Raw genomic sequence first — 24,620 nt, forward strand, 5'->3', positions numbered from 1 at the left:
AAGGCGGGGCTTTTTCGACAAGGAGACTCAGCGCGACAGGCTGGCTCCCCCCTGGGAAAGACCGAACATCAGCAGCAGGATGTCCTTGTTCGGCTGGACCTCCTGGCGCGTCGGCCGCTCGGCCTTGAGCGCCGAAGGCGTCGGGCAGTACTCATGACCGCCGCTCATCTGCACCACGTTCGGCGCGGGTTCGTGCCAGGCGGCAGCCGCGGCTGTAGCCACGGCGAGAGCGCCGACCAGCAACAAACCTCGAGTGATTTCTAATTTCATGTCTGCAACCCTTTGATGGCGCTGCCAAACGCCGTCTGGTAACCATAGATGAAGGCTTGCCACTGCGCGCCAGTCCACGACGAACGGCGCTTCAACTGCTTCAGGTCGTGCTGGGACGCCTTGTTCACCGTAAGGCGGCGGCGGCTCTTCTCCAGGTCGATCAGCGCTACTTCGATGGCCTCACCCTCGACGCGGACGAAGATGTGCTTCGGATAGAGACAACCGTGCTGCCAGTGGGCGAGATTCATCCGGGCAATGGTAGCGCCGATTTGTTGCAGAATTCTTTGGTGCTTCGCTTCGCCCCAGCGGTCCTGGTCACCGCGCGCATAGCACTCGTCGAGGCTGGAGAAACCCTCCAGGGCTTCGGTCACCAGCAGCGCCTGCCATTGCCCGTCGACCTTGCGGCAGCCGGAATAGACCAGGCGCGGCACGCGTATACCGAGCGACTCGAAGGCCCGTAGCGCATCGCGCTCGCGCATGGCGGTGGGATAGCCGAAAGGGCGCTGCCAGTCGCGGTAGACGTGGCCGGTCTGCTGCTTGCGATAGAGCAGCCGTCCATCGCCGGTGTACACCCGCTGCACGCCGCTGGCCCCGCCACGGCGCTCGTTGGGCTCCTCGACCCAGCTGCCGGGTACCTGCAACCACTGGTCGATGGCGGAGTCGCCGGAGATACGTTGCAGGGATGCCAGATCGGGAGCCATCGTTATTCCTTTCGCAAGATATAGACCCGCCACATGTGATACAGCGGGATGAAATCGAGATGCTTCTGGACGACGAAGCCGGCGTCGCGGAACTCGCGCTCGACCGTTTCGGCTGGTAATACGAAGCGGTTCTGGTAGCCGGTCTGTTCCCCGTTCGCTACCCGCCGTGCCTCCATGCGCCTACGCTTCCAGGCCTTGAAATTGCCATCGACCCAGAGGGAAAGGATCACGCTGTCCCGCGTGACCCGGTGAAACTCGCGGAGCAGGACGCGTCGATCGTCCGCCTCGCCGATGTGGTGGAGCAGCCGCATGCAGAAGATATTGTCCACCGAGCTGTCCGGCAGGTCGATGGCGAAAGCGGAAGTCTGCAAGGGCCGTACCCGTTTCACCACACCGTCCGGCTGGCCGGCGCAGGCGACCGCCAGCATGTCCGCGGAATTGTCGGCGCCGATGATCACCCGGTTGTCCTTTTCCGCCAGCAGCGGCCAGAAGCGTCCGGCGCCGCAGGGCAGGTCGAGCACCAGGTTGGGCTGCCCCGCGAGCTTCAGCGCGTGCCGGGCGAGTTGGACGTCGCGCCGGTGGGAAAGTTTCCGGGCGAGGCCGTCCTGATGCTTCTTCAGGTAGGCCTCAGCATGCTCGCGATCATACTTGTGAGAAAAGTCGAGGTCGACAGGCGGATTGTTCATGACGGGAACTCCAGGATTCATGAGACGAACGGTATGAATCCAGCCGTCAAGCTCGGGTCAAGGGGTGGTGAATTTTTCGTCAAGCAACATCGAGTAAAACTTCGAACCGGCAGCCATGCGGCTCCACCGCGCTGAGGGTTACGCTCCAGCCCTCGGCGGCGCAGATCCGCTTCACCAGCGAGAGCCCGAGGCCAAGGCCTTCGCCGCGCCCGGAGCTGGAACTGCCGCGAACGAAGGGCATGAAAATGCGTTCGCGTTGTTCTTCCGGGACGCCCGCCCCGGTGTCCTCGACGCTGAAACCATGCTCGTCGAGGGTCAGCGTGATGCTCCCGGCATCGGTGTAGTGGGTCGCGTTGCGCAACAGGTTGCCCATCACCGCGCGCAGCAGTGGCGCGTTGAACTGGCCGGCGCAGGCACCTTCGTTGCGGTAGTGCAGGGTCAGTCCTCGCGCCTCGACCTGTTCGCGCCAGACCTGGACCAGGTCGTCGGCGATGCTCTCCAGGCTACCGTGGGGCGCCAGGCTTTCCTCGCCCTTCTGCGCACGCGCCAGCAACAGGAAGGTTTGCACCAGGTCGCGCATCTCCTCGGTGGCCTTGGTCATCCGCTCCAGTTGGCCACGGGCGCGCGGGCCGAGGCTGGGTTCTTCGGCCAGCAGTTCGCATGAGGTGGCGATGACCATCAACGGCGTACGCAACTCATGACTGACGTCGCTGGTGAACAATTGCTCGCGCTTGAGCGCGTCGCGCAGGCGGCCAAGGGTCTCGTCGAAGGAAGCGGCCAGCTCGCCGACCTCGTCGTTGGCGTAGTCCGGCGCCAACGGCGGCGCCAGACCGAGCAACTGTTCGCGATGCCGCACCTGGCGCGCCAGGCGCACCACCGGCTCCATCACCTTGCGCGCGAGCATCCAGCCAAGCAGGCCGGCCAGGGCGATGCTCAGCACGTAGCCGGTCAGCACCGAGGCGTAGAGCACCTGCTCGCGCGCTTCGAAATCGCTCTGGTCCTGCAGCAGGACGAAGCGGCGACCATCGATGTCGCGCACCAGCGCATGGAACGACAAGTCGCCCTCGAACACTTCGTGGAAACCGACATCCAGTTGGTCCAGCGCCGGCGGCATGGCGTAGGAGCCCTGGCCGTCGCTGATGAAGAAGCGCATGCCGGGATCGAGCACCGGGTTGCGTCCCTGGGCCAGGTCGTCGCGCAGGATGCGCTCCAGTTCGCCGCCCAGGTCGCGGGAAATCAGGCGCTCCTCGATGATGTGGACCACGCCGACGATGCCGGCGGAGAACAGTCCCCCCACGGCGACCGTCATCAGCATGAAGGCGATGACGATCCGGCGGGCGAGGCTCTGCTTATACTCCATTCGGCTCCTCCGCCAGGCGGTAGCCGACGCCATGCACCGTATGCAGCAAGGCCACGGAGAATGGCTTGTCGATCACCTGACGGAGTTGATGGACGTGGCTGCGCAGGCTGTCACTGTCCGGGCAGTCGTCGCCCCAGACCGCTTCTTCCAGGGCATCCCGGCGCACCACATGGGGGCTCTTCTGCATCAGCACGGCGAGCAGCTTTAGGCCGATCGGATTGAGCTTGAGCGACTTGCCCGCGCGCTTGACCTCCAGGGTATCCAGGTCATAGCTGAGATCGGCCACGCTCAGCTCGCGGCGGCCGCCACCCTGGGCGCGACGCAGCACCGCCTCGATGCGTGCGGAAAGTTCGGAAAGGGCGAAGGGCTTGACCAGGTAATCGTCGGCTCCGGAACGAAACCCCTGCAGGCGATCGTCCAACTGGTCGCGGGCGGTGAGCATGATCACCGGGGTGTCGCGCCGTGCGTCTTCGCGCAGGCGCCGGCACAGGGCATAGCCGTCGATTCCCGGCAGCATCACGTCGAGCACGATCAGGTCGTAGTGCTCGGTGGCCGCCAGGTGCAGGCCGGACAGCCCGTCCTGCGCGCAATCCACGGTATAGCCCTTGAGCGACAGGTAATCGGCCAGGTTGGCCAGGATGTCGCGGTTGTCTTCGACCACCAGTATTCGCATGTCCCACTCCTTCGCAGGAAGACCGATTGAGCGCCTCTCGCGCATTTACGGATTCTTCACCGGCGATTCACACCGGCTCTACGCTCGCCACCAGAGACTGCATGGCGTCTTCCATGGCCGCCGATCATAGCGGCTTTGCGGATGCGCACGAACCCCGGCGGTGGATTTAACCAGCGTCGAAGTCAAGAGAACGTCAACGCCAGCGTTGGAGATCGCATGACCCAGGCCGCCGTCCATTCCCCTTCCCGTCCATTCAACCCCTGGCTGTTCCTCGCCCTGCCGCTGGGCCTGGCGGCACTGCTGCTGGCCTTCGAGCCGGTGACCCTCGACCTCGCCCTGGCCAACCTGATGTACGACCCGGGCGCCGGCTTCATCGGCCGGCACAGTTGGTTCCTGGAGAACATCCTGCACGACCGGGTCAAGCAACTGGTGATCGCCATCAGCGTCCTCGGCCTGCTGGTCTCCATCGCCGGACTGTTCCACCGGCCATGGCGCGCACTGAGCAGGCCGCTGGCCTATGTGTTCCTCGCCATGAGCCTTGCAGCCAGCATAGTCACTCCGCTCAAGGCGCTCACCGCCGTGCAGTGCCCCTGGAGCCTGGCGCAGTTCGGCGGCGAGGAAACCTATAGTTCGCTGCTCAGCCCACGGCCGCCGACCGAGCACCCCGGACGCTGCTGGCCGGGCGGGCACGCATCGTCCGGATTCGTCCTGTTCGCGCTGTTCTTCGCCCTGCGCGACCGCAAGCCCAGGCTGGCGCGCTACGCCCTGGCCTTCGCCTTCGCCATGGGCTGTCTGCTATCGCTGTCGCGCATGCTGCAAGGTGCGCACTTCCTCTCGCACAACCTGTGGACGATGCTGTTCGACTGGCTGATCTGCCTCGGCCTGTACCGCCTGATGCTCTACCGACCGGAGACGCGGGGACAGCGCAACGGCGGCGCCGACGAAAACCGCGTTCAGGAAGACGATTCGTCCGCTCCCAGCACGCCGAACTCGATGGGCACCTTCATGTAGAACAGCCGCACGCCGGCCTGGCGGATCGACTCGAACAGCCGTTCTGCCTGCTCGGGATCGACCGCCATGAGGATTTCCTGCGGCTGGTCGGCCAGCTCGAAGAAGTGCATCGAATGCAGCCGGCCGCTCTGGCCGAAGCCTTCGCTGGCAGCCAGCGCGGTGGCACCGCGCACGCCCAGGCGGCGCGCCTCTTCCAGCAGCCAGTCGCAGATCGGCTGGCCCTGGTGGCGGCGCCCCTGCTGGGTGATGAAGGTCAGTTGATAGCCTTGCATGGTCGGTCCTCCCGCTGCGCTATTTGCCCAGCATCCAGTTCATCGAGAACAACCCCAGCAGGGTCATCAGCAACGAGCCGCTGACGTGCGTCGCGATGGCCCCGGCGGCCCAGCCCAGGCGGCCCTCCTGAAGCAGGCTGACGACCTCGGCGGAAAAGGTGGAGAAAGTGGTCAGGCCGCCGCAGAACCCGGTGATGATCAGTAGCCGCCATTCCGGAGCGATGCCCGGCGCCTGGGCGAAATAGGCAATCGCCGCGCCGATGACATAGCCGCCGACCAGGTTGGCCAGCAGCGTGCCGGGGGAATGCTGGGCAGCAGGCTGTTCAGCTTGAGCCCGAGGAACCAGCGCAGCAACGCCCCCAGGGCGGCGCCGAGGGCGATGGCGAGAATGGATTTCCACATAGTCCTGTCCTTGTAGGAGCGATTCGGACAGGCGGCAGGCGAGCGCCTACGCGCCTTTCCAGGTTCATGCGTAGGCATCATCAGCCCCAGGGGCGGTTGAAGGAGGAATGCCATCTCCTGTCGGCAAGATTGGCACAAAGCGAGGCACCTATCAAAGGCCGGAGTACGCCGGATCGCCCGAAGCGTGCCAGTCTAGGGAACCTTCCCCCTTCCTTCGCCGGAGCCCCCATGCGCCCAGTCCTGCTGCTTTGCTGCCTGTTCCTGTCCGCCACCGCCCAGGCCGAGGATTGCTCGCCGCAAACCTCTGTCGGTAGCTGGTGCGAGCTGCCGCTCGCGGCCCTCCACCCGACCCAGCAGAATGTCGGCCTGCTGCAGGTCGAGGATGACCAGGCCAAGCTCGCCGGGAAGAAGCCCAAGGCTCTCGAGCGCTACTTGCGCAAGAAGGAGATTCCGGTGGTGATCGGCCCCGGCGGCCGCTTCTACCTCACCGATCGCCATCACCTGAGTAGCGCGCTCTGGCGCCTGGACCCGAAACAGGGCGTGCCGGTGAAGGTGATCGGCCGGCTACCCCAGGCCAGCGACTTCTGGGAGAAGATGCAGGAAAACCACTGGGTCTGGCTGCACGATGCGCGTGGCGCGGAGATCCCGCCCGAGGCCCTGCCGGACGCTCTCGCCGGGCTTGGCGACGATCCCTACCGCGCCCTGGCCGGCTACGCCGAGGACGAGAACGCCTTCGACAAGGATCGGCAGAGCTATTTCATCGAATTCCACTGGGCGCGCTATTTCGGCGAACGCATGCACTGGCGGCCGATCAGCCGCGCCACTCTGCCCGACGACCTGAAGCAGGCACTGCGCCTGGCCTGCGAACCGGCGGCAAGGGAGCTGCCGGGCTACCGCCAGGACTGCCCGCACTGAGGAATAAAAAAGCCCCGCCGAAGCGGGCTTTTCCAACCACAGGGGCCGGTCGGCTTACATCATGCCGCCCATGCCGCCCATGCCGCCCATGTCAGGCATGCCGCCCATGGCCGGCTTGTCTTCCACGATCTCGGCAACCATGGCTTCGGTGGTGATCATCAGACCGCCGATGGAGGCCGCAGCCTGCAGAGCGGAACGAGTGACCTTGGCCGGGTCCAGGATGCCCATCTCGATCATGTCGCCGTACACGCCGGTAGCAGCGTTGAAGCCGTAGTTGCCGGAACCCTGCTTGACCTTGTCGACCACTACGCTCGGCTCGTCGCCGGCGTTGGCCACGATCTGGCGCAGCGGCGATTCGACGGCGCGACGCAGCAGGGCGATACCGACGTTCTGCTCCTCGTTGTCACCCTTCAGGCCTTCGATGGCTTGCAGGGCACGAACCAGGGCTACGCCGCCGCCGGGAACCACGCCCTCTTCCACCGCTGCACGGGTAGCGTGCAGGGCGTCTTCGACGCGGGCTTTCTTCTCTTTCATCTCGACTTCGGTGGCAGCGCCTACCTTGATCACGGCAACACCGCCGGCCAGCTTGGCCAGGCGCTCTTGCAGCTTCTCGCGGTCGTAGTCGGAAGTGGTTTCCTCGATCTGCTTGCGGATCTGCAGGACGCGGGCTTCGATATCAGCCTGCACACCGGCGCCATCGATGATGGTGGTGTTTTCCTTGTTGATCACGACGCGCTTGGCGTTGCCCAGGTGCTCCAGGGTAGCGCCTTCCAGGCTCAGGCCGACTTCTTCGCTGATCACGGTACCGCCGGTGAGGATGGCGATGTCCTGCAGCATGGCCTTGCGGCGATCGCCGAAGCCCGGAGCCTTGACAGCCGCGACCTTGACGATGCCACGCATGTTGTTCACCACCAGGGTGGCCAGGGCTTCGCCCTCGACGTCCTCGGCGACGATCAGCAGCGGACGGCCGGCCTTGGCGACGGCTTCCAGCACCGGCAGCATTTCGCGGATGTTGGAGATCTTCTTGTCGACCAGCAGCAGCAGCGGGCTATCCAGCTCGGCAGCCATGGTGTCCGGCTTGTTCACGAAGTAGGGGGACAGGTAGCCGCGATCGAACTGCATGCCTTCGACGACGGACAGTTCGTTTTCCAGGCCCGAGCCTTCCTCGACGGTGATCACGCCTTCTTTACCGACTTTTTCCATGGCTTCGGCAATGATCTGGCCGATGGACTCGTCGGAGTTGGCGGAGATGGTGCCTACCTGGGCGATGGCCTTGGTGTCGGCGCAGGGCTTGGCCAGCTCTTTCAGCTGGGCGACGATAGCCACGGTGGCCTTGTCGATGCCACGCTTCAGGTCCATCGGGTTCATGCCGGCGGCAACGGCCTTCAGGCCTTCGTTGACGATGGCCTGGGCCAGGACGGTCGCGGTGGTGGTGCCGTCACCGGCAGCGTCGTTGGCCTTGGAGGCAACGTCTTTCACCAGTTGCGCGCCCATGTTCTCGAACTTGTCTTTCAGCTCGATTTCCTTGGCGACGGAAACGCCGTCCTTGGTGATGGTCGGAGCGCCGAAGGACTTGTCCAGAACCACGTTGCGGCCTTTCGGGCCGAGGGTGGCCTTGACGGCATCGGCCAGCACGTTCACGCCGACCAGCATTTTCTTGCGAGCGGAATCGCCGAACTTAACTTCTTTGGCAGCCATGTTCTCTTTCCTCTAAATCGAATTCGGTGAAAACGGAGTGGTGAGACCGATCAGTCTTCCAGGACGGCGAGGATTTCGGACTCGCCCATCACCAGCAGTTCCTCGCCATCGACCTTGATGGCGTTGCTGCCGGAGTAAGGCCCGAAGACCACCTTGTCGCCCACCTTCACTGCCAGAGCGCGCACTTCGCCGTTGTCCAGTACACGACCGGTACCTACGGCTACCACTTCACCGCGGTTCGGCTTCTCGGCGGCGGAACCCGGCAGCACGATGCCGCCTGCGGTCTTGGTCTCTTCCTCGCTGCGACGGATAACGACGCGATCATGCAGAGGACGAAGCTTCATAGTCGTAACTCTCCCAAACAGTGGTTTCCAACGGCCGGATCGAAGTCCGGCGGGTTTTGTTGAAGCCGGCGTTGCCGGGTTGCGACTCGACGCGCGAGCCGCGTAAGACAGCCTGCCCTTGTGGCAGGGACCTTGCGGTGACCGTTACATAAGGTCGCCACAAGCCATTTCAAGGGCATGCAGTGAAATTTTTTTTTCAGTTGCGCGAATCGTCGCGGCGCTCGTACTCGCCCTCGATGACGTTCGGCCGCGACGGACCCTGTCCGTAGCGGGCGTTCAGGTCGTCGGCGAAGGCGCGCCGGCGCAGCGCCTGCTGTTCGACGCGGCGGCGCAGGCCGCCGAGCATCAGGCGACGGGTGAAAGGAATCAGGCAGAGGATGCCGAAGATGTCGCTGATGAAACCCGGCAGCATCAGCAGGCCGCCGCCGACGGCGATCAACAGGCCTTCGAGCATTTCCTGCTCCGGCAGTTCGCCACGGGCCAGTCGTTCGCGGGCGCGCCAGGCGGTGGCCACGCCGGCCACGCGCAACAATGCAGCACCGATGAAGGCGCTGGCGACGATCAGGAACAGGGTCCAGCCGACCCCGATGACACTGCCGACCTTGATCAGGACGGCCAGCTCGACCAGCGGGAAGAGCAACAGCAGAAAGAGGAAAGCGCGCATTTCAGAGTCCTTGGCGGGGCCCGTTTGCCCCCGGTACCACCAGTAGTTGGCGCCAGCCGGGGAAGAATTCAACCCTGCTCCGGCTCGACGGTAGGCCAGCGCTCGGCCCTGGCCAATTGCACCAGCGCCTGGCGCACGGCCCCGGGGTTGCCGCAGGCGGCGGGGAACGGCAGCCAGTGCAGGCCCTGGCCGATGCGCAGGTGGAAACCTTCTGTATCAATTCCCGCCAGCTGCGCCGCGGCATGCGCCGGCAGTCCGGCCAGTTCCACATAGTGGGCGATGGCGGCGGCGTGGTCGCTGTTCATGTGCTCGACCATGCCGCGCTCGGCTTCTCCGGCGAACGGATTGGCCAGCGGCACGCGCTCGGCGGCCAGCCAGTGGATCGCGCCGAAACCGCCGATGAAACGCCACTGGACCGGCTGCAGCACCCAGAAGTCGAAATCGTGGACCCGATGGTAGTCGGCGGACTCGGGGAAATAGCGGTAGTAACGCTCGGCCGCCGCGGCGACCTCCTCCTCCGCCAATTGCCGCGCCTCGGCCAGCAGGGTGAGGCGGCCGACAGCCTGGATATCCTCGGCGCCGCGCTCGCCTACCAGCATCGAGCAGCGCGGGTCCGCCTGCAGGTTGTGGGTGTGCTGGGCGATCCGGCTGATCAGGATCAGCGGCCGGCCTTCGGCATCCAGGCAATAGGGAACCACCGAGCCGAAAGGAAAGCCCGGCCATTTCTTCGAGTGGGTGGAAAGGACCGCACGGTATTCCTTGAGCAGCAATTCTCGGGCATTCTTTGCAGCTTCAACGCTCAATTTATGACTCCTTGCATAGAATCCGTCGTAAACGGACGGGCATATCAAAGTACGTTCGCAGGTGCCGGCAAGGTCCGCTTCCAGAAACTGCTCGTGGGGTTCCAAGCAATGCAATTGAAAGACAAGGTCATCATCATCACCGGCGGCTGCCAGGGGCTCGGCCGAGCAATGGGCGAATATCTCGCCGGCAAGGGCGCCAGGCTGGCCCTGGTCGATCTCAACCGCGAACGTCTCGACGAAGCCGTCGCTGCCTGCAAGGCCGCCGGCGGCGACGCTCGCGCCTACGTGTGCAACGTGGCGGACGAGGAACAGGTTACCCACATGGTGGCCCAGGTCGCCAGCGACTTCGGCGCGATCAACGGCCTGGTCAACAACGCCGGCATCCTCCGCGACGGCCTGACCATCAAGGTCAAGGACGGCCAGTTGAGCAAGATGAGCCTGGCCCAATGGCAATCGGTGATCGACGTCAACCTCACCGGTGTGTTCCTCTGCACCCGCGAAGTGGCGGCGAAGATGATCGAGCTGAAGAACGAAGGCGCGATCGTCAACATTTCCTCGATCTCCCGCGCCGGCAACATGGGCCAGGCCAACTACTCGGCAGCCAAGGCCGGGGTGGCCGCGGATACCGTGGTCTGGGCGAAGGAACTGGCGCGCTACGGCATCCGCGTGGCCGGCGTGGCGCCGGGCTTCATCGAGACCGAGATGACCGCCGGGATGAAACCCGAGGCGCTGGAGAAGATGACCGCCGGCATCCCCCTCAAGCGTATGGGCAAGCCGGTGGAGATCGCCCACTCGGTGGCCTACATCTTCGAGAACGACTACTACACCGGCCGCGTTCTCGAACTGGACGGCGGCCTGCGCCTGTAGGCCCCGGCCCCGCAAGGAAAAAGCCCCGCTATCGCGGGGCTTTTTCGTGCAGGCCGGCTTACCAGCCGACCCCGAGGCCGAAGGTATAGCGGCGCTGGTTGACGTTGCCGTCGTTGCCGCTGAACTTGTCCCATTCCGCCTTCATGCTCAGCGAAGCCCAGCTGGTCAGCTTGTAGCGGATCCCCGCCTCGGTCTGCAGCTCGTAGTCCAGGCCGGATTGCAGCGGCTTGCTGACCTCGCCGTTGGTGAACAGCTCGAACTGCTTGGCCAGCAGGTAGCGGTTGTAGTCCCACTTGAAGCTCGACGAATAGAAGTGCTCCTTCTCGCCATCGGCGAACTCGTAGTCGTTGCGGTTGACCAGGGTGGCGATGGAGAACGCGCCCAGCTCGTTGTCCCAGAACTGGTAGCCGGGGCCGGTACCGACGGTACGCTTCTTCGCCAGGTCCTCGATCATGTCGCGCTTGTAGGCGACCTGGCCCTGCCAGAACCAGTGGTCGTCGATGAAGCGGTCCAGCGCGTACTGGCCGGAATAATTGTCGGTGCTGACCTGGCCGTTCTTCTTCTCGCGGTTGTACTCGCCCTGCACGTTGTGGCGCCAGAGTCCGTGGCGGGCGTTGGTCTTGAAATCGATGTCGTAGTCGGACACATCGTTCTCGGCCTGCTTGCGGTCCAGCGAGAAATCGACGTTGCCGTTCCATACCCAGTCCTGGAGGATCGGCTTGGGCGGCATCATCTGCTGGATGCTGGCCAGCTCCACGGTCTTCGGCTCGCCGTTGACCAGGGTCACCTGGCCCGGCCCGGCGGCCTTGATGCCCTTGGAGTGCTCGCCAGTCTCGGCATCCTGCTTGACCAGCAGGTTCTGCTCGCTCTCGAAGGTGGAGATCTTGTCCCACTTGAGCGTGATGTCGCCGCCATAGTCGGTCTTCAGCAGCAGCTTGCCGCCGTCGAACAGGGTGATCTTGCCGGTAAGGCGGTCACCGTTCTTCATCCAGACCGTATCGGCAAGGGCAGAGGTGGAACTTGCAAGGGCAGCGAGGCACAGCAGGATTCTCGACAACATGAGCACAAATCAACTGAGTTGGGTTCGAAGAGGCCGGCATTATCCAAATGCCGGGCGGCAGAGCAAGGACCGGGGCACGGGCGGTAAAGTTCAGCCGGATCGACCGAAAGGTGAGCCGCGTCACCAGCCGACGCCGACCCCGATCAGGTAATGCCGGTCGGACTGGGTGCCCCCCTCGGTGCGCAACTGGTCCAGTTCATAGAGGAACGAAAGACGCGCCCAACTGTTCAGGCGATAGCGCAGGCCGTATTCGCTGTCGAGCAGGTAGTCGATCCGCTCGATGCCGGGAACCAGCACGGTTCCCTTGCTGTACAGCTCCAGCCGGGTGCCGGCGAGCAGCCGCTTGTAGTCCCACTCCAGCGAATAGGAGGTGAAATCCTCGCGCGGCTGATCGCGCCACTCCAGTTGCCAGCGACTGATCTCGGCGACCAGGTCGAAACGCCCGAGTTCGTCGTCCCAGAACTGGTAGCCGGGGCCGGTTCCCAGCGCGCTCTGGCGCTCCAGGTTGTCGATCGCATCGTGCTTCTGCGAATAGCTGCCGCGCCAGAACCAGTGTTCGTCGAAGAAGCGATCGAGGTCGTAGTCCAGCTCCCAGTTGTCCTCGACCTTGCGCCCGTCCTTCTTTTCCCGCTCCACTTCCCCCGCCAGCACGTGGCGCCAGGCACCGTGGCGAAGCCGGGTATCGCCCTTGAGCTTCCATTCGTCCTTGTCGCTGTCGTTGCGCTTGCTGTCCAGCTTGACGTCGAGATTGCCCTCCCAGACCAGGTCCTCCACCAGCGGTCGCGGTGGCACCATCTGGCGAATACTGGCCAGCGGGACGGTATGGCTGCCGCCATCGACGATCCGCACCATGCCCTTGCCCGCCGCCTCCAGGGTTCGGCTACGCTGCCCGGATACGCCCTGCTGCTTGATCAGCAGGGGTTTGTCGGAACTGATGGTGTCGATATCCTTCCAATCGATCAGCACCTGGCCGGCATAACGGGTCTTCAGCGCCAGCTTGCCGCCGTCCATCAGCACGATCTCGCCGGACAGGCGGTCGCCGTTGTCCAGCCATACGGTGTCGGCCAGCGCGGGGCCGGCCAGGAGCATCACGACGATTGAACAGAGGGCTCTGAGCGACATGGGCGTTCACAAGGCGGACAGGAAAGGGAAAACCGATGAGCATGCATGGGCCGGCAGCGACCCGGCAAGTGCCCAGGCGCGCCGCGAGGCCCTGTACCTGGTGCTGGCGCAGGTGCCGCCGGGGCAGGTGGTCAGCTACGGGCAACTGGCCGAACTGGCCGGCCTAGGCCGCGCCGCCCGCTGGGTCGGCAGGACGCTCAGCCAGTTGCCGGTGGATACCCGCCTGCCCTGGCATCGGGTTCTCGGCGCCGGCGGTCGCATCAGCCTGCCGGCGGACAGTCCCGGCGGTCGCGAACAACGCGCACGCTTGCGCGAGGAAGGCGTTCTCCTGCACAACGACAGGGTGGACATACGTCGGCATGGCTGGCTTACAGCGAAGTAGAGCGGTTAGAGTGCGCGTTATTTTTTGCGGAACGGTTACCCCATGACTCAGCAATCCTGGCGAGAGGCCCTGGTCGCCTACAAGTCTCCCGCCAGCCTGGCCCTCCTGCTGCTCGGCTTCGCCGCCGGCCTGCCGACCATGCTGGTGTTCAACACCCTGTCGGTGTGGCTGCGCGAAGCCGGCGTGGCGCGGGATACCATCGGTTTCGCCAGTTGGCTGGGGCTGGTGTACGCCTTCAAGTGGGTCTGGTCGCCGATGCTCGACCAGTGGCGCCTGCCCTTCGTCGGCCGTCTCGGCCGGCGCCGTTCCTGGCTGGTGTTCTCGCAGGTGCTGATCGCCCTGGGACTGCTCGGCATGGCCCTGTGCAATCCGCAGAGCCACCTGCCCTGGCTGATCGGCCTGGCCCTGCTGGTGGCGTTCGCCTCCGCCACCCAGGACATCGCGATCGACGCCTACCGCCTGGAAATCGCCGAGGATAGCCGCCAGGCCGCCCTCGCTGCCTGCTACATGACCGGCTACCGCGCGGCGATCCTGCTGGCCAGCGCCGGCGCGCTGATTCTCGCCGAATGGTTCGGCTCCACCAGCCTCAACTACAGCCAGTCGGCCTGGGGCCTGACCTATGCGTTGTTCGCCCTGCTGATCCTGCCTGGGCTGGTCACCAGCCTGCTGATCCGCGAGCCGGCGGTGGACGTGCCGATCCACGTCAACCCGTCGCGTTTCGACTTCAACCACCAACTGCTCTCGGTGCTCCTGCTGCTGATCCTGCTGATCTCGCTGCCGGCGATGATCACCGCCCTCCTCGACCGCGCCTGGCCGCGCGCCGGCCTCTACGCGCTGCTCATGGGGATCTGCCTGTCGCCGTGGGGACGCCAGCAGATCCGCCCGGTCCGCGAACTGCTCGCCACCGTGCGCAGGCCGCTGCTGGTGGCGGCGCGCGGCAAGGAAGTGCCGCTGTTCGATTTCGTCCACCAGGCGGTCTCGGTGATGGTGCTGATCATCCTCCTCGTCACCGTCACCGCCATGTGCCGCGCCTACTACTCCGGCGCCTGGCCGCGCGGCACGCTGTTCCTGCTGATCGCCGCGTCCTGCCTGTCGGCACCCGGACGCCTGCTGATGGCCCCGGTGCTGACGCCGATCACCGAGTTCGTCCAGCGCTATCGCTGGCAGGCCCTGCTGCTGCTCGGCCTGATCTCCACCTATCGCCTGTCGGACACGGTGATGGGGGTGATGGCCGGGGTCTTCTACATCGACATGGGCTTCTCCAAGGAAGTCATCGCCAGTGTCAGCAAGGTCTTCGGCGTACTCATGACCCTGATCGGCGCCGCCGCCGGCGGGGTGCTGATCGCCCGCTTCAGCATCCTCTCCATCCTGTTCATCGGCGGTGCCGCTTCGGCTGCCACCAACCTGCTGTTCGCCATGCTCGCCCAGCTCGGCCCGCTGCACGCCGAGGCCCTGCCCAGCCATGACGTGATCAGCCTGGTGATGGCGCTCGAGCCGCACGTGCTGATGCTGGTGATGACCATCACCCTCGACAACTTCAGCGGCGGCCTCGCCGCCTCGGCCTTCGTCGCCTACCTGTCGAGCCTGACCAACCTGAAGTTCTCCGCCACCCAGTACGCCATGCTCAGCTCGACCATGCTCCTGCTGCCGCGCTTCATCGGCGGCTACTCCGGAACCATGGTCGAGAGCCTCGGCTACGAGCACTTCTTCTACGTCACCGCGGTGATGGGCATTCCCACCCTGCTGCTGATCGGCTGGTTGTGGCTGCGCCGCGCGCCGTCCAGCGAGACGCCGGCGCCGGGACACCAGAACGCCGAGCAGCACTGAGGCGAGAATGAAAAAGGCCGGCATTCGCCGGCCTTTTTCGTGGATCGCACGGACCTCAGTCGGCCATCGCGCCCTGCACAACCTTGACCACCCGCTGCGGGAAGGGAATGCCGATACCTTCCTTGCCCAGCGCGTCGCGGGCCTTTTCGTTGAACATGAACATCACGTCCCAGTAGTCGGCGTTCTTCACCCAGACCCGCAGGGACAGGGTAATCGCGCTTTCGCCGAGATTGGAAACCACCGCCACCGGTGCCGGGTCCTTCAGAACCCGCGGATCGTCGGCCATGGCCAGGAGAATGTTCTGCGCATTCTTCAGATCGGCGTCGTAGTCGATGCCGACGTCGAAGATCACCTTGCGCAGCGGCTCGGCGGAGTAGTTGGTCACCGTTCCGTTGGACAGCGCCCCGTTGGGCACGATGATCCGCTTGTTGTCGCCGCTACGCAGCACGGTGTGGAAGATCAGGATCGAATCCACGGTGCCGGCCACGCCCTGTGCCTCGATCCAGTCGCCGACCTTGAACGGGCGGAACAGCAGGATCAGCACGCCGCCGGCGAAGTTAGCCAGGCTGCCCTGCAGGGCCAGGCCGATGGCCAGGCCGGCGGCGCCGATGGCGGCGACGAAGCTGGTGGTCTGGATGCCGATCATGGAAGCCACGCTGACCACCAGCAGGATCTTCAGGACGATGCTCACCAGGCTGCCGACGAAGCCTTGCAGGGTGCGGTCGACGCTGCGCCTGGCGAGCAGGCCGCCGACCCGGCCGGTCAGGGTGTTGATCAGCCACCAGCCGATCGCCAGGGTCAGCAGCGCCAGGGCGACCTTGCCGCTGTACTCCAGCACGATCGGCAGCCAGGACTCGGTCTGCTGCACCAGTCGGTCGTAGTTCAATTCCATGCATTACCTCCATTTCTCGAAAAAACACCCCTCCCTTCCGCAACGGAAACGGGACGGGCTTGCAGATTCCTGCCCGGACGCCGTGGGGCGACGTTTCCGGGCCTGGATACGAATCGGCGCAGCACGGACGAACCGACGCTGCGCCGACAGGGGCGGACAACGCGGGAGAGGTCGCGGCGGCGCTACTCCCTATTGCGATGCCCGGGATGGCGAGAGGTTCCGAAAAACCTCGTCAATCGCGGAAGTTGGTGAACTGCAACGGCATGCCGAGGGATTCGCCGCGCAGCAGGGCGATGGCCTCCTGCAGATCGTCACGCTTCTTGCCGGTGACGCGCACCTGCTCGCCCTGGATGGCGGCCTGGACCTTGAGCTTGCGCTCCTTGATCAGACCAACGATCTTCTTCGCCAGGTCCTTGTCGATGCCCTCGCGGAAGTTCACTTCCTGCTTGACCACCTTGCCCGACGGGTAGGCATCCTTGATCTCCATGCACTGGCTGTCGACCTTGCGCTTGACCAGGTTGGAACGCAGGATGTCGAGCATCTGCTCGAGCATGAAATCGGCTTCGGCGGTGAGGGTCACCGACTTGTCCTTGGCTTCGAAACTGCATTTGCCTTTCAGGTCGAAACGGCGATCCAGTTCCTTGATGGCGTTGTCCACGGCGTTGGTCAACTCGTGTTTGTCCAGTTCGGACACCACGTCGAACGAAGGCATGTCATCTCTCCAGATGGACGGCGCGACAGGGTTCACAGACGGAACCGCGCCTGGCTTGACGGTAAAAAATGCCCGCCCATTATAACCGAGCCCTCGCGAGCGAATGCCCGCCGGTGTGGCGGAGACCGACGATTTCTTCCCGATGGCGCGCGCGACCGCGGCCGGGACCCGGCCTCCCGCGACGAACCGGGCCCTTGCCGGCAGCGTACCGGCGCCCATCCTCTTCTCGAGTCCGTTCATGCCCAACCCCGATCTCAGCATCCTGGTCGTCGACGACGCCAAGTTTTCCAGCGCCATGATCGGCCGCGCCCTCAGCCAGGCCGGCTACCAGGACATCCGCTTCGCCAGCAGCGCCAGCGAGGCCCTGCAGCAGCTCGAACAACGCCCGGTCAGCGTGCTCCTGGCCGACTGGCTGATGCCGGAGATGGACGGCCTGGAACTGACCGCCCGGGTCCGCCAACTGGACGAAAGCATCAACCACTACACCTACATCGTCCTGCTCACCGGCAAGGAAGGCGAGAACGTCCTCGGCGAGGCCTTCGACCGCGGCGTCGACGACTTCGTCAGCAAGGCCGCAATGAACGAGCAACTGGTGCCGCGCATCTACGCAGCCGACCGCCTGTGCAACACCCTGCAACGGTTGCTGGTGGAAAACCGCCTGCTCACCGAAAACATCGCGCGGATGGAAGAACGCAACCTGGTGGATACCCTCACCGGCCTCGGCAATCCCCGCTACCTGCGCCAGAAGCTGGCCGACAGCCTGCGCCAGGTGGAAACCCGCGGTGGAGCGCTGTGCTACCTGCTGGTCGGCATGCCCGAGGCACCGGTCCTGCGCCAGCGGCACGGCGAGGCCTTCCATCGCGAGCTGCTGCTCGGCGTGGCCAGGCGCCTGCAACAGCTGGTCCGGCCGCTGGACGTGCTGGTGCGCCTGGACGAGCAGCATTTCGCCCTGATCACCCTGGTGGAGGACCTGCACGAATGCTCGTCGAGCAGCTTCAAGCGGCTGCACGACGGGCTCAACCTGAAGGCCTTCAAGACCAGCGAAGGCTTCATCAGCCTGAAAGCCGGCATCGCCATGCTCGGCCTCGACAGCGGGGCATTGCCGCTGGGCATCGACGAACTGCTGCAGCGCACCGAGGCCCTGTTGCCCGATGCCTATGCCAGCGGCAGGATCGCAACCTGCCGGCTACCGGCACTGCGCTAGACTTCGCCCTATCGTCAGCCATTCGCAGTAGCCACCATGACCTGGCATATCCTCGGCGCCGGTAGCCTCGGCAGCCTCTGGGCCGCGCGCCTCGGGCGCGCCGGCCTGCCCGTCCGCCTGATCCTGCGCGACCGCCAGCGCCTGCGCCGCTACCAACAGGCCGGCGGACTGAGCCTGGTGGAAGACGGCCAGGCCAGCCTCTACCCGATCGCCGCGGAAACCCCGGACGGCGGGCAACCCATCCAGCGCCTGCTGCTGGCCTGCAAGGCCTACGACGCGGAGGAAGCCGCCTCCAGCGTGGCCCATCGCCTGGCCGGCAACGCCGAACTGCTGTTGCTGCAGAACGGCCTGGGCAGCCAGCAGGCGGTCGCCGCCCGCCTGCCGCGCAGCCGCTGCCTGTTCGCCTCCAGCACCGAAGGCGCGTTCCGCGATGGCGATTTCCGCGTGGTCTTCGCCGGCCGGGGGCACACCTGGCTCGGCGATCCGCGCGACACAAGCGCCCCCGCCTGGCTGGCGCAGCTGTCCCAGGCCGGGATTCCGCACAGCTGGAGCGACGACATCCTCGAACGGCTGTGGCGCAAGCTGGCCCTGAACTGCGCGATCAACCCGCTGACCGTCCTCCACGATTGCCGCAACGGCGGCCTGCGGCAGCACCCGGAAGAGATCGCCGCGCTTTGCGACGAACTCGGCCAGTTGCTCCACGCCAGCGGCTACGACGCCGCCGCCAGGAGCCTGCTGGAGGATGTCCGGGCGGTGATCGACGCCACCGCGGCCAACTATTCCTCGATGCATCAGGACGTCACCCGCGGCCGGCGCACGGAAATCGGCTACCTGCTCGGCTACGCCTGCCAGCACGGGCAGCGCCTGGGACTACCGCTGCCGCGCCTGGGAACCTTGCTCGCCCGCCTCCAGGCCCATCTGCGCCAGCGCGGTTTGCCCGACCGCTAAAGCGCGTTACCCTGCCCGCCATTCCTTTTCGCCGCGGACCGCCAGAGCCCATGAACCTGCGCCAGCGCCTCGACAACCTGCCCGTAGGGCAGAAACTGCTCGCCGCCCTGCTGATCCTGCTGGCTACCGTGCTGCTGGTGGCCAACCTGGCGTTCATCAGCGCCGCCTACTGGATTTCCCAGGAGAGCGTCGCCCCCCAGGCGATGCAGACCATCGGCCGGCTGATCGCCAACCCGGCGCTCAGCCAGCCGGCACTCAGTTCGCCGCAGACCGCCGAGGTCCTGCTGCGCCAGCTCAACGATTACCAGCCGTTGCGCGCCGCGGCCCTGTACGACAGCAATGGGCTGATGCTGGCCGACCTGCAACGCGGCGACACCCTCAAGCTGCCGGCCCGCCTGGACCGCCTGGAGCACTGGAGGCGCGGCGAGTACCGCCTCAATGCGCTGATCGAACTGCCCCAGGAAAACGCCCGCCCCGGCTACCTGCTGCTGGTGGCCAGCGGTGAACTGCCAAGCGCGTTCTACACCGGAACCCTCACCGCCAGCCTGGCGATCCTCGGCGTCAGCGTGCTGCTCTGGCTGCTGGTGGCGCAGCAGATACGCCGCCTGATCACCCGGCCGATCCGCGATCTCGAGGAACTGTCGCGGCAGGTCACCCGCGAGGAGAACTACGCCCTCCGCGCCCAGCGCGGCAACGGCGACGAGATCGGCCGCCTGGCCGACGCGTTCAACACCATGCTGACCCGCATCGAGGCCCGCGAGCAGCAGCTCAAGCGCGCCCGCGACGATGCCCAGGAAGCGGTCGAGCAGGCCCAGAGCCTGGCCGAGGAAACCCGCCGCTCGAACCGCAAGCTGGAACTGGAAGTGCAGGTGCGCAGCAAGATCGAGAAGAAGCTCACCGGTTTCCAGCACTACCTCAACAGCATCATCGACTCCATGCCTTCGGCGCTGATCGCGGTGGACGAGCAACTCTACGTCACGCAGTGGAACCAGGAGGCCAGCCAGCTTTCCGGCACCAGCCTGGACGATGCGGTCAACCAGCCGGTGTTCCTCGCCTTTCCCTCGCTCAAGCCGTTCCTTCCGCAGCTCACCCGGGCTGCCGAGAAGCACAGCGTGGAGCGTGTCGAACGGGTCACCTGGGCGCTGATCGACACGCCACGCCACTACGCCCTGACCTTCTACCCGCTGATGGGCGGCACCGGCCGCGGCGCGGTGATCCGCATCGACGACATCACCCAGCGGCTGAGCCTGGAAGAAGTGATGGTGCAATCGGAGAAGATGCTCTCGGTCGGCAGCCTCGCCGCCGGCATGGCCCACGAGATCAACAACCCGCTCGGCGCGATCCTGCACAACGTGCAGAACATCAAGCGGCGCCTGTCCCCGGAGCTGGCGAAGAACGTCGAGCTGGCGGCCGAGGTCGGAGTGCCGCTGGAAGACATCAATCACTACCTCGATGGCCGCGACATCCCGCGCCTGCTGGAAGGCATCCAGCACGCCGGCTCGCGGGCAGCGAAGATCGTCACCCACATGCTCGCCTTCAGCCGCCGCAGCCACCGGCAGATGACCGCTTGCGAACTGCCCGCACTGCTCGAACAGGCGGTGGAAATCGCCGGTAACGACTTCGACCTGGCCGAAGGCTTCGACTTCAAGTCGTTGCAGATCGTCCACGAGTTCGACCCCAACCTCGGCCCGGTGCCGGTGATCGCCAACGAGGTCGAGCAGGTCCTGCTCAACCTGCTGAAGAACGCCGCCCAGGCCATCCACCAGCGCGACGACGAAGAGGAAGGCGAACAGGGCCGGATCGTCCTGCGCACGCGCCTGACGCCGCCCTGGGCGGAAGTCCAGGTGGAAGACAACGGCAGCGGCATGCCCGAACTGGTGCGCAAGCGTATCTTCGAGCCGTTCTTCACCACCAAGGAAGTCGGCCAGGGCACCGGTCTCGGCCTGTCCGTCTCGTATTTCATCATCACCAACAATCACAAGGGCCAGATGGAAGTACGCTCGGAACTGGGCCGCGGCACCTGCTTCAGCATCCGCCTGCCGCTGGAAAGCTCCGAAGCGGTCGCCCCGGCACAAGCCAAGGCCCTGCCGCCCGCTCTGCCGCAACCCGGTAGCAGCCTGCGGCGGGGCGACGAAGAGGAAGGTTGAATCCATGGGCAATCGATTGTCGAAGATCTACACCCGTACCGGCGACCGCGGCGAGACCGGCCTGGCCGGCGGACGCCGGGTGCCCAAGAGCCATCCACGCATCGAGGCGATCGGCGCGGTGGACGAATTGAACAGCCAGTTGGGCCTGCTCCTTGCCGAGCTGCTGGAAGCGCGTGGCGCACATCCCGGCCTGGAGGAGATCGTCCAGGCGCTGGCGCCGGTGCAACACCGCCTGTTCGACCTCGGCGGGGAGCTGGCGATGCCGGAGTATCGGGCCCTGGACGAGACGGAAGTGGCACGCCTGGAAAGCTGCATCGACCGCTGGAACGACGAGCTGGGCCCGCTGAAGAATTTCATCCTCCCCGGCGGTTCCCGCCTGGTCGCCCAGGCCCATGTCTGCCGCAGCCTGGCGCGCAGCGCCGAACGGCGCTGCCAGGCGCTGGACCAGGAGGAAACGCTGGAGGGCGTCGGCCTGTGCTACCTGAACCGGCTCTCCGACCTGCTGTTCGTCGCCGCCCGCGCCATCGCCCGGCGCCAGGGCGTGGCGGAGATTCTCTGGGAGGCGGCGGCAAAACCGGACTGACGGCGAGCGAGGGCTCGGCATCGAGACGAAAAAAAGGAGGCTGAAGCCTCCTTTTTTCTTCATTCCACCGTCAAAGGCCGCCCGGCCAGAACGCACGGATACCCGCCACGCCTTGGGCTCCATGCTCCCAAGCCTGCTCGGCTTGCTGCGGACCGAGGCCACCCAGCAGGTAGACCGGCTGGTTGAAGCCGGCGATCAGTTCGGCGGCCTTGTCCCAACCCAGCGCCGGCTCGCCGGGATGGCTCTCGGTCGGCTGTACCGGCGAAAGAGTGACGAACTCCACTCCCATCGAGGCAGCCAGGGCCAGTTCATCCGCGTCGTGGCAGGAGGCGGCCAGCAGGCGCCCTTCGGGGAACGGCCGACCGGCGCTGGCGTATTTGCGCAGTTGAGCGGAGGTCAGGTGCCAACCGGCAGCCGGGAAGTCGCCCAGCCACTCCAGCGGGCCTTTCAGCATCAGTTGCGCCTTGCCGGCGCAGAGTCCCTGGATATCGATGGCGAGATCGCGGTATTCGGGACTGAACATGTTCGGCGCGCGCAACTGGATCAGGCGGATGCCCGCCTCCACCGCCTTGCGTACGCCGCTGATCAGCTCGCCCGGCTCCAATCCGTCCGGGGTGATCAGGTAGTGCGCCGGCAGGCGCGCGGCCTGGACGATCGGCGCGTTGGCGGCGGGGAACTCGTAGTCGGCCAGCTCGCGCGGCTCCACCCAGGCCAGCGGTTGGCCCTCGGCGCCGTGGGCTTCGCCGGAAAACCCGTCGACCTCCCAGACATCGAGCAGGACGTGCTTGTCGGCATAGTCGTGCCGGACCTGGATCAGCGGCCGGGCCCGCTCGACACGGATGCCCAGTTCCTCTTCCAGCTCACGGGCCAACGCCGCGCGCACCGGCTCGCCGTCCTCCACCTTGCCCCCGGGAAACTCCCACAGGCCGCCCTGGTGCTTGTCTTCCGGCCGCCGGGCGATCAGCACCCGGCCATCGGAGCCACGAATCACGGCCGCGGCGACATGTACTCGTTTCACGGATCATCTCCTCGCTACTGCCGTCACGCACCGCAAGCGGCGGACGGCCATCAACTACCGGCCTGCTCGCGCAATGCCGCGTCGTACCAGGCGCGGAACGCAGGCCACTGATAAATCGTCTCGACATAGGTCCGGGCGATATCCGGCAACTCCACCGCATAACTGCGGAAACGCGCCGCCACCGGTGCGTAGAACGCATCCGCCAGGCTGGCGTGGCCGAACAGGAACGGACCGTCCTGGCCGAAGCGCCGCCGGCAATCCGCCCAGGCTTCGCAGATACGTTGAATATCCTGTCGTGTCGCCTCGGACAATTCCACCAATAGCTGCTGGCGCCGCAGGTCCATCGGCAGCTCGCCGCGCAACGCGGCGAAACCGCTGTGCATTTCCGCGCAAACCGAACGGGCCAGCGCCCGCGCCGCCTCGCCGCGCGGCCACAGGTGGGCCTCGGGGAAGCGCTCGGCGAGGTACTCGGCGATGGCCAGGGAATCCCAGATGTCGCCATCCTCGCTTTTCAGCAAGGGCACCTTGCCGGTCGGCGAATATTGCAGGATCCGCTCCCGGGTATCGGGCCGCCCCAGCGGGACGAGGATCTCGTCGAACGCCGCCCCGCTCATGCGCAGGGCCAGCCAGCCCCGCAGCGACCAGGACGAGTCATTGCGATTGCCAATCACGATGGTCAGGGCCATGCGCCTCTCCTCTTCGGCCGCCCGACGCGGACGGCCATGCACCAGAGAACTTAAGAGGCGCACGGACCGATGGCAAATTCCCGATTTTCATCCATCGATGAAGGATCGGAATGCCTGGCTTCAGGTGCGGTACTCTGCGTTGATCTTCACGTATTCGTGGGACAGGTCGGTGGTCCAGATGGTCTCGCTGCAGGTGCCGCGTCCCAGTTCGATGCGGATGCCGATCTCGGCCTGGGCCATCACCGCCGCGCCCTGTTCCTCGGTGTAACTGGCCGCCCGGCCGCCACGGCTGGCGATACAGACGTCGCCAAGGAACACGTCGATCTTGCTCACGTCCAGATTGGCCACGCCGGCACGTCCGACCGCGGCGAGAATGCGTCCCCAGTTCGGGTCGGAGGCGAACAGCGCGGTCTTGATCAGCGGCGAGTGGGCCACGGCATAGCCGACATCCAGGCACTCCTGGTGGGTGGCGCCGCCGTTGACCTGAACAGTGACGAACTTGGTCGCGCCCTCGCCGTCGCGAACGATGGCCTGGGCCAGCTCCATGGAAACCTCCAGTACCGCTTGCTTCAACGCGGCGAACAGCGCGCCGCTGGCCTGGGTGACTTCCGGCAGCGCCGCGCGACCGGTGGCGATCAGCATGCAGCAGTCGTTGGTGGAGGTATCGCCGTCGATGGTGATGCGGTTGAAGGACTTGTTGGCGGCGTCGCGCAACAGATCCTGCAGCACGCCCTGGGCGACCTTGGCGTCGGTGGCGATATAACCGAGCATGGTCGCCATGTTCGGCTTGATCATCCCGGCGCCCTTGCTGATCCCGGTGACGGTCACGGTCACGCCATCGTGCACGAACTGGCGGCTGGCGCCCTTGGGCAGGGTATCGGTGGTCATGATCCCCGCGGCAGCTTCGGCCCAGCGGTCCTCGGCCAGGTCGGCCAGGGCCGCAGGCAACGCCGCCTCGATCTTGGCCACCGGCAGGGGCTCGCCGATCACCCCGGTGGAATATGGCAGCACCGAAGTCTCGGCGACCCCGGCCAGTTCGGCGAGCTTGGCGCAGGTTTGCGCGGCGGCGGCGAGGCCGGCCTCGCCGGTACCGGCGTTGGCGTTGCCGGTATTGGTCAGCAGGTAGCGCACCTCACCGAGGAAACGCTGTTTGGCCAGGGTCACCGGCGCGGCACAGAACGCGTTCAGGGTGAACACCCCGGCCACGCTGGAGCCTTCGGCGCAGCGCATGACCACCACGTCTTTGCGCCCCGGTCGCTTGATGCCGGCGGAAGCGATGCCGAGTTCGAAACCGGGGACCGGGTGCAGGGTGGACAGGGGGCCAAGACCGACAGCCATGGGAACGCGCTCCTTTACCAAACAGTGGACTCGAT

General features: G+C 65.6%; 26 protein-coding genes, 1 pseudogene and 1 riboswitch. Of the genes and pseudogenes, 9 read left to right on the top strand and 18 right to left on the bottom strand.

The features are described from left to right. Window positions 1-27: 27 nt before the first annotated feature. The 5 genes from AT700_RS22745 to AT700_RS22765 form a co-directional block, all read right to left on the bottom strand. On the bottom strand, window positions 28-270 hold the full coding sequence (locus AT700_RS22745; protein WP_003102660.1) for a hypothetical protein: 243 nt from the start codon (window positions 268-270) through the stop codon (window positions 28-30). Next, on the bottom strand, window positions 267-971 hold the full coding sequence (locus AT700_RS22750; protein WP_003094029.1) for a lipopolysaccharide kinase InaA family protein: 705 nt from the start codon (window positions 969-971) through the stop codon (window positions 267-269). Before AT700_RS22750 ends, AT700_RS22745 begins: the two co-directional genes overlap by 4 nt. A gap of 2 nt (window positions 972-973) precedes the next feature. After that, the gene (locus tag AT700_RS22755; protein ID WP_003094031.1) at window positions 974-1,657 is read right to left on the bottom strand and encodes a class I SAM-dependent methyltransferase; all 684 of its coding nucleotides are present in this window, start codon (window positions 1,655-1,657) and stop codon (window positions 974-976) included. Between the two features lie 79 nt (window positions 1,658-1,736). After that, window positions 1,737-3,017 (bottom strand): sensor histidine kinase, encoded by a 1,281-nt coding sequence (locus AT700_RS22760; RefSeq protein ID WP_003094037.1) that lies wholly within the window; start codon window positions 3,015-3,017, stop codon window positions 1,737-1,739. Then, complete coding sequence (locus AT700_RS22765; RefSeq protein ID WP_003094039.1) at window positions 3,007-3,690, bottom strand: response regulator transcription factor; 684 nt, start codon at window positions 3,688-3,690, stop codon at window positions 3,007-3,009. Before AT700_RS22765 ends, AT700_RS22760 begins: the two co-directional genes overlap by 11 nt. Before the next feature lie 216 nt (window positions 3,691-3,906). On the opposite strand from AT700_RS22765, the gene AT700_RS22770 reads away from it, so the two are divergent. Then, a complete protein-coding gene (locus AT700_RS22770) occupies window positions 3,907-4,701 on the top strand; it encodes a phosphatase PAP2 family protein (protein ID WP_003112760.1) in 795 nt (264 codons plus the stop codon). Here the strand turns inward: AT700_RS22770 and AT700_RS22775 are convergent. After that, window positions 4,644-4,973 (bottom strand): DUF190 domain-containing protein, encoded by a 330-nt coding sequence (locus AT700_RS22775; RefSeq protein ID WP_017002386.1) that lies wholly within the window; start codon window positions 4,971-4,973, stop codon window positions 4,644-4,646. The two genes, AT700_RS22770 and AT700_RS22775, sit on opposite strands and share 58 nt — an antisense overlap. A 19-nt stretch (window positions 4,974-4,992) precedes the next feature. Further along, window positions 4,993-5,375: pseudogene (gene crcB, locus AT700_RS22780) on the bottom strand (fluoride efflux transporter CrcB). 64 nt (window positions 5,376-5,439) lie between these two features. Beyond that, window positions 5,440-5,502: riboswitch (Fluoride riboswitch) on the bottom strand. Between the two features lie 101 nt (window positions 5,503-5,603). Here crcB and AT700_RS22785 point away from each other — a divergent pair. After that, window positions 5,604-6,290: a ParB-like protein gene (locus AT700_RS22785; RefSeq protein WP_003102671.1), complete on the top strand. Its 687-nt coding sequence runs from the start codon at window positions 5,604-5,606 to the stop codon at window positions 6,288-6,290. A 54-nt stretch (window positions 6,291-6,344) separates the two neighbouring features. Here the strand turns inward: AT700_RS22785 and groL are convergent, their stop codons facing one another. From groL to AT700_RS22805, 4 genes are all read right to left on the bottom strand, one after another. Next, window positions 6,345-7,988 carry a chaperonin GroEL gene (groL, locus tag AT700_RS22790; protein WP_003094059.1) on the bottom strand — a complete coding sequence of 548 codons (1,644 nt, stop codon included), beginning with the start codon at window positions 7,986-7,988 and terminating at the stop codon, window positions 6,345-6,347. Window positions 7,989-8,038: 50 nt separating this feature from the next. Next, the gene (locus AT700_RS22795) at window positions 8,039-8,332 is read right to left on the bottom strand and encodes a co-chaperone GroES (protein ID WP_003094064.1); all 294 of its coding nucleotides are present in this window, start codon (window positions 8,330-8,332) and stop codon (window positions 8,039-8,041) included. 196 nt (window positions 8,333-8,528) lie between these two features. Beyond that, window positions 8,529-8,996, bottom strand: coding sequence for an FxsA family protein (locus AT700_RS22800; protein WP_003094066.1), 468 nt, complete (start codon window positions 8,994-8,996; stop codon window positions 8,529-8,531). A 68-nt stretch (window positions 8,997-9,064) separates the two neighbouring features. Further along, on the bottom strand, window positions 9,065-9,799 hold the full coding sequence (locus tag AT700_RS22805) for a HugZ family protein (protein WP_003112758.1): 735 nt from the start codon (window positions 9,797-9,799) through the stop codon (window positions 9,065-9,067). A 108-nt stretch (window positions 9,800-9,907) separates the two neighbouring features. Between AT700_RS22805 and AT700_RS22810 the strand changes: the two genes are divergently transcribed. Continuing rightward, window positions 9,908-10,666 (top strand): SDR family oxidoreductase, encoded by a 759-nt coding sequence (locus AT700_RS22810; protein WP_003094072.1) that lies wholly within the window; start codon window positions 9,908-9,910, stop codon window positions 10,664-10,666. Window positions 10,667-10,724: 58 nt separating this feature from the next. Here AT700_RS22810 and AT700_RS22815 read toward each other — a convergent pair whose 3' ends face one another. Together AT700_RS22815 and AT700_RS22820 are read right to left on the bottom strand one after the other, a co-directional pair. After that, a complete protein-coding gene (locus tag AT700_RS22815) occupies window positions 10,725-11,732 on the bottom strand; it encodes a DUF481 domain-containing protein (RefSeq protein WP_003120892.1) in 1,008 nt (335 codons plus the stop codon). A 114-nt stretch (window positions 11,733-11,846) separates the two neighbouring features. Then, entirely contained in the window at window positions 11,847-12,848 is a 1,002-nt protein-coding gene (locus AT700_RS22820; RefSeq protein ID WP_003120893.1) for a DUF481 domain-containing protein, read from the bottom strand. Between AT700_RS22820 and AT700_RS22825 the strand changes: the two genes are divergently transcribed. Continuing rightward, window positions 12,847-13,230, top strand: a complete 384-nt coding sequence (locus AT700_RS22825; RefSeq protein ID WP_003112757.1) for an MGMT family protein — start codon at window positions 12,847-12,849, stop codon at window positions 13,228-13,230. The two genes, AT700_RS22820 and AT700_RS22825, sit on opposite strands and share 2 nt — an antisense overlap. 42 nt (window positions 13,231-13,272) lie before the next feature. Beyond that, entirely contained in the window at window positions 13,273-15,057 is a 1,785-nt protein-coding gene (gene ampG / locus AT700_RS22830; RefSeq protein WP_003094076.1) for an MFS transporter AmpG, read from the top strand. Window positions 15,058-15,112: 55 nt separating this feature from the next. Here the strand turns inward: ampG and AT700_RS22835 are convergent, their stop codons facing one another. Both AT700_RS22835 and AT700_RS22840 read right to left on the bottom strand, forming a co-directional pair. Next, window positions 15,113-15,949, bottom strand: coding sequence for a mechanosensitive ion channel family protein (locus AT700_RS22835; RefSeq protein WP_003094078.1), 837 nt, complete (start codon window positions 15,947-15,949; stop codon window positions 15,113-15,115). Between the two features lie 232 nt (window positions 15,950-16,181). Continuing rightward, entirely contained in the window at window positions 16,182-16,661 is a 480-nt protein-coding gene (locus AT700_RS22840) for a YajQ family cyclic di-GMP-binding protein (protein ID WP_003094081.1), read from the bottom strand. Between the two features lie 103 nt (window positions 16,662-16,764). Here AT700_RS22840 and AT700_RS22845 point away from each other — a divergent pair, with 103 nt between their 5' ends. The 4 genes from AT700_RS22845 to AT700_RS22860 are packed head-to-tail and all read left to right on the top strand — an operon-like array spanning window position 16,765 to window position 21,543. Continuing rightward, window positions 16,765-17,865 (top strand): response regulator, encoded by a 1,101-nt coding sequence (locus AT700_RS22845; RefSeq protein ID WP_003106524.1) that lies wholly within the window; start codon window positions 16,765-16,767, stop codon window positions 17,863-17,865. A 36-nt stretch (window positions 17,866-17,901) separates the two neighbouring features. Continuing rightward, on the top strand, window positions 17,902-18,813 hold the full coding sequence (locus AT700_RS22850; RefSeq protein ID WP_003110160.1) for a putative 2-dehydropantoate 2-reductase: 912 nt from the start codon (window positions 17,902-17,904) through the stop codon (window positions 18,811-18,813). Window positions 18,814-18,863: 50 nt separating this feature from the next. Next, window positions 18,864-20,960: a sensor histidine kinase gene (locus AT700_RS22855; protein WP_003106517.1), complete on the top strand. Its 2,097-nt coding sequence runs from the start codon at window positions 18,864-18,866 to the stop codon at window positions 20,958-20,960. A gap of 4 nt (window positions 20,961-20,964) precedes the next feature. Beyond that, on the top strand, window positions 20,965-21,543 hold the full coding sequence (locus tag AT700_RS22860) for a cob(I)yrinic acid a,c-diamide adenosyltransferase (RefSeq protein WP_003106516.1): 579 nt from the start codon (window positions 20,965-20,967) through the stop codon (window positions 21,541-21,543). Window positions 21,544-21,613: 70 nt separating this feature from the next. Here the strand turns inward: AT700_RS22860 and AT700_RS22865 are convergent, their stop codons facing one another. From AT700_RS22865 to argJ, 3 genes are all read right to left on the bottom strand, one after another. Next, entirely contained in the window at window positions 21,614-22,561 is a 948-nt protein-coding gene (locus tag AT700_RS22865) for a Nudix family hydrolase (protein ID WP_003094090.1), read from the bottom strand. Window positions 22,562-22,611: 50 nt separating this feature from the next. Beyond that, window positions 22,612-23,247 (bottom strand): glutathione S-transferase family protein, encoded by a 636-nt coding sequence (locus tag AT700_RS22870; RefSeq protein ID WP_019372143.1) that lies wholly within the window; start codon window positions 23,245-23,247, stop codon window positions 22,612-22,614. Window positions 23,248-23,367: 120 nt separating this feature from the next. Beyond that, window positions 23,368-24,585 (bottom strand): bifunctional glutamate N-acetyltransferase/amino-acid acetyltransferase ArgJ, encoded by a 1,218-nt coding sequence (gene argJ, locus AT700_RS22875; protein WP_003110156.1) that lies wholly within the window; start codon window positions 24,583-24,585, stop codon window positions 23,368-23,370. Between the last annotated feature and the right edge of the window lie 35 nt (window positions 24,586-24,620).

Source organism: Pseudomonas aeruginosa, from assembly GCF_001457615.1.
Classification (GTDB): domain Bacteria; phylum Pseudomonadota; class Gammaproteobacteria; order Pseudomonadales; family Pseudomonadaceae; genus Pseudomonas; species Pseudomonas aeruginosa.